Origin of the sequence: Archangium sp. (assembly GCF_036388035.1) — a bacterium.
GTDB lineage: Bacteria > Myxococcota > Myxococcia > Myxococcales > Myxococcaceae > Archangium.
The window spans coordinates 1-2,815 of the sequence record NZ_DASVSO010000043.1 but is presented as its reverse complement, the minus strand read 5'-3'; the positions used below and the strand labels follow the sequence as shown (position 1 = coordinate 2,815).

The 2,815-nt window shown below is 71.8% G+C and carries 1 protein-coding gene and 1 pseudogene; both read left to right on the top strand.

Annotated elements, in window-relative coordinates; all coding sequences use genetic code 11:
- Positions 1 to 452, top strand: a pseudogene (locus VF697_RS01950) (hypothetical protein); the annotation flags it as partial.
- The coding region (locus tag VF697_RS01945; protein ID WP_331091690.1) for an MG2 domain-containing protein at positions 449 to 2,815 on the top strand (2,367 nt) is incomplete at its 3' end. The pseudogene VF697_RS01950 and the gene VF697_RS01945, both read left to right, overlap by 4 nt.

Sequence of the window (2,815 nt, the reverse complement as noted above, 5' to 3'; positions counted from 1 at the left end):
ACGAGGGCCTGCCCACCGAGGTGGCCCTGCTCTGGGGTCGGCCCGAGGACGCGGCGGCGCTCGGGCAGCTCTTCTCCGGGCCCAACCGGATGGAGACCGCCACGCTGTGCGGGCACCATGTGCTGGCCTCCACCCCGGACGTGCTCGCGCGGCTGGGCAAGGCGTGCGAGGGCAAGAGCACCAACCTGCTCAACGCGGCGCCTCCGGTGGTGCAGGGGCTGCGCGCGCCGGGCTCGGTGTCCTTCGGCATCAACACCGGGCGGCTGCTCGGCACGCTGCTGGCGGATGGGTATTGGTCACAGGTGACGCCGTCGGATTCGAAGAAGCCGCAGCCGCGCATGGCGCCTCCGGAGATCGAGGCCGCTCGGCGTGAGTTGGAGGCGCTGCCGTACATCGGCCTGCGCGGCACCGTGGAAGGCAACCGGTTGGTTCCGGGAGGGTTTGGCTCATGAGGTACTCCGCTCGCATCGCGGCGTTGGCCGCGCTGGTGTGCACAGGCGTGGCGGCGGCCAAGCCGCTCTACATCACCGTCCCCCGTGCCTACGGCAGTGGGGAGCCCGTGGCCGTGGACGTGGCCTTCGAGGACAATGGGCCCGTCGAGCTGCGGGTGCTCAAGCCCGCGGACGTGGACGCCTTCATCCGCGCTCAGGGAGATCTGCGGCGCGCCTACCAGACGCCTCCCACCACGGTGAACCCCGGCAACGCGCTCAGCCGTGGTCTCAACGCGGCCCGCGGGCCGGGCACCTTCCTGCTGTTCGCCCTCAACGAGGACTTCCGCAAGGCGGTGGCCCCGGGGCTTCCCGCGCGTCCGCCGCTGGCTCCGCCTCGCGCGCTGGCCCGCGTCTCCACGGGCCCCGAGAAGCTCGTGGGCATTCCTCCCGGCTTCTCCGTGGTGCGCAGCCAGTGGCTCAACCTGGACCTCGGTGGCTCCGAGCGCGAGTTCAACGTCCCGGGCTTCGACACCTCGTACTACGGCGGCAACTACGAGGAGCGCCGGGTGACGCTCCCGCCGCTGCCCGCCGGCACCTATATCCTCCAGCTCGTCCAGGGCCGTGTGGAGGGGCAGGTGGTGCTCGTCGTCACCGACCTCACCGTGCAGCTCAAGCAGACGGACGGGCAGGTGCTGGTGCGCGTGGCGGGGAGGGACCAGAAGCCGCGCGCGGGCGCGAAGGTGCAGGTGTACCTCGCCTCGGGCAAGGGGCCGACGGGCACCACGGACGACAAGGGCGAGGTGACGCTGGCCGTCCAGGAGCCGCGCCTCATCGCCACGGCCACGTCGGGCGAGGACACCGCCATCGTGGACACGGACTTCTACTCGTCGCTGGCGGTGGCGCCGGACGTGTTCATCTACAGCGACCGGCCCGTCTACAAGCCGGGCGATGAGGTGAAGTACCGCGGCGTGGTGCGCCAGCCGGACACCTTCCTCGCGCGCCTCTTCACGCCGCGCCGGCGCGAGGTGGGGGTGAAGCTCGTCTCGGCCGAGGGCCGCGAGGTGGTGACGCGCGCGAAGGTGGATGAGTTCGGCTGCTTCTCCGGCAGCATGATGGTGCCGGCGGACCTGGGCACGGGCGTGCTGCGCGTGATGGCCGAGCTGGACTCGCAGCCGCACCAGGGCGAGGCGCGCGTGCAGGACTACGTGAAGCCCACCTTCTATGTGGAACTGCAGCCGGAGAAGGAGACGGTGGTGCCGGGCGAGACGGTGCGGGCCACGGTGCGGGCGCGGCGCTACGCGGGCGGAGTGCCCGCGGGCGCGAAGTACGAGGTGTTCCTCTACCGCACGCTGCTGGACTCGCCGGCCTGGGTGGATGACTCGGGCATGGGCGGGCAGGGGAGCGCGGTGACGTACGGCAGCGCCTCCACCACGGAGGGCCGGTTGAGTGTCCCCGAGCGCCTGTTCTCCTCGGTGGCCCAGCGCGGCGCCGAGGAGGACCCGTGGGCGAGCGCCACGACGTTCGACGAGAACGGGGATGCGCAGCTCGAGATTCCAGTGCCCGCGCTCAAGGCGGGCGAGGAGCGCTTCCCCTACCGCTACACGCTCACCGTGCGCGCGCGGGATGACCAGCAGACGTTCGCCAACGCGAGCGCCGCCTTCTTCCTGTCCAAGGTGGAGGTGATGGGCTCCACGCGCTACTCGGCGGCGGTGGTGAAGAAGGGCACCGAGGCGATGCTGGGCATCCGCGCCACCACGCTCTCCGGCAAGCCCTACGGCGCCACGCCGGGCGAGGTGGAGTTCGTGCTGCGCAAGGCCGACGGCACCGAGAAGAGCCTCGGCAAGAAGGCCTTCACCACGGGGGCGGATGGTGCCTACCGCGAGAAGGTGCCCACCTCGGACGTGGGCGCGGTGGTGGCGCGCGTCACGGTGAAGGACAAGGGCGGCGAGGCCTGGACGGGCGAGGACCAGCTGCTCGTCATCGGCGAGGCCGACGAGCCGGTGGCGCAGGTGCCCAACCTCACGCTGGCGTCGCTCTCGGGCACGCTGGAGTCCGGGGACACGGCGCAGCTCGTGGCGCTGCTGCCGGACGGCTGGGGCCCGGCGGGCGAGGACGCGGGCCCGGTGTGGGTGACGCTCACGGGCGCGGGGCTGTACGGCACCCAGCTCGTCGAGCTGAAGGGCCGCACGCTGGTGCACGCCTTCGAGGTGGAGAATCGCTTCGGCAGCGCGGTGTACGCCTCGGTGGCGTACCCGACGGCCACGGGTCGCTGGGAGGAGCGCACGGTGGGCTTCCGCATCATCCCCTCCGAGCGCACCCTGAAGGTCTCCTTGCAGCCCCGGCGCATCGAGGCCACGCCCCTCACCGAGCAGGTCATCGACATC